This is a genomic window from Allgaiera indica, from assembly GCF_900106675.1.
GTDB lineage: Bacteria > Pseudomonadota > Alphaproteobacteria > Rhodobacterales > Rhodobacteraceae > Acidimangrovimonas > Acidimangrovimonas indica.
This window is the reverse complement of sequence record NZ_FNOB01000071.1, coordinates 1-1,393: the sequence shown is the minus strand read 5'-3', so window position 1 is coordinate 1,393 and position 1,393 is coordinate 1. Positions and strand designations below refer to the sequence as shown.

Annotated in this window: 1 protein-coding gene; it reads right to left on the bottom strand. The window is 69.5% G+C overall.

Going from position 1 to position 1,393, the window contains the following annotated elements:
- Positions 1 to 1,393 (bottom strand): glycerol-3-phosphate dehydrogenase (gene glpD, locus BLV97_RS20610; RefSeq protein ID WP_143037611.1); only part of this gene is annotated, 1,393 nt, incomplete at both ends.

Here is a 1,393-nt window from a genome sequence, read left to right as displayed (position 1 = left end):
CCCAGCTTTGTTCTTCGCCAGAGGATATCGTCTGCGGCGCGGGCGAATTCGTGGTCGATGAGCCAGCGGACCTCGGCCTCGGTCAGGGAGGCGCCGAAATCCTGGCCCAGGTCGGCGGTGGTTTTCGCCGCGCCCAGGATCGCGCGGGCCTCGGTGCCGTAGGTGCGCACCAGGCGCCGCGCCCAGGCCTCGGTCAGGAAGGGATAGTCGCGCATGAGTCCGGCGATCAGATCGGCCACCCCGTCGACCGCGAAATCGCCGCCCGGCAGCGGGGCCCGGGCGGTCCAGGGGCCCGTGGCCTGCGGCAGGAAGGGGGCCAGCTTTTCTAGGGCATGTTCGGCCAGGCGGCGATAGGTGGTGATCTTGCCGCCGAAGACATTCAGCAGCGGCGCCCCAGTGCCCGCCCCAGTGCCCCCCGCCGTGTCCCCTGCGTCCCCGCCGCCGCCGCCTTCGTCCAGCGACAGCACATAGTCGCGGGTCGCCGAGGTGGCCGATTTGGCGCCGTCGTCATACAGCGGGCGCACGCCGGAATAGGTCCAGACGATATCGTCGCGGGTCACGGGCCGGGCGAAGTATTCGCTGGCGAAGGCGCAGAGGTAATCCTGTTCCTCGGGGGTGCAGACGGCCTGGTCGGGGGCGCCCTGGTGGTCCTGGTCGGTGGTGCCGATCAGGGTGAAATCGTCCTCATAGGGGATGGCGAAGATGATCCGCCCGTCGCCGCCCTGGAAGAAATAGCACTTGTCGTGGTCGTAAAGCTTGCGGGTGACGATATGCGAGCCGCGCACCAGCCGCACGCCCTCGGTCGAGGGCAGGCCGAGGGTGTCGGTGATCAGCGCCCCGACCCAGGGGCCGCCGGCGTTGATCAGCACCTTGGCGGCGATCTCCTCGATCTGGCCGCCGCGCTCGACCCGGACTTGCCAGAGCCCGGCCTCGCGGCGTGCGCCGACCACCTTGGCGCGGGTCAGGACGCGGGCACCTCGCCGGGCCGCGTCGCGGGCATTGAGCGCGACCAGGCGCGAATCCTGCACCCAGCAGTCGGAATATTCGAACGCCTTGCGGAAGGCGGGCTTCAGCGGCCGGCCCTCGGGGGCGCGGGTCAAATCCAGCGTGCTGGTGCCGGGCAGGATCTCGCGCCCGCCCAGATGGTCGTACAGGAACAGCCCCAGCCGGATCAGCCAGCCCGGGCGCATCTGCCTGTGCAGCGGCAGCACGAAGCGCATCGGCCAGGAGATATGCGGCATCGCGCGCAGCAGCACCTCGCGTTCGCGCAGCGCCTCGCGCACCAGGCGGAATTCGTAATATTCCAGATAGCGCAGCCCGCCGTGGAACAGCTTGGTCGATTTCGACGAGGTCGCCTGGGCAAGATCGTCCTGCTCGGCCAGGCACACGCTCA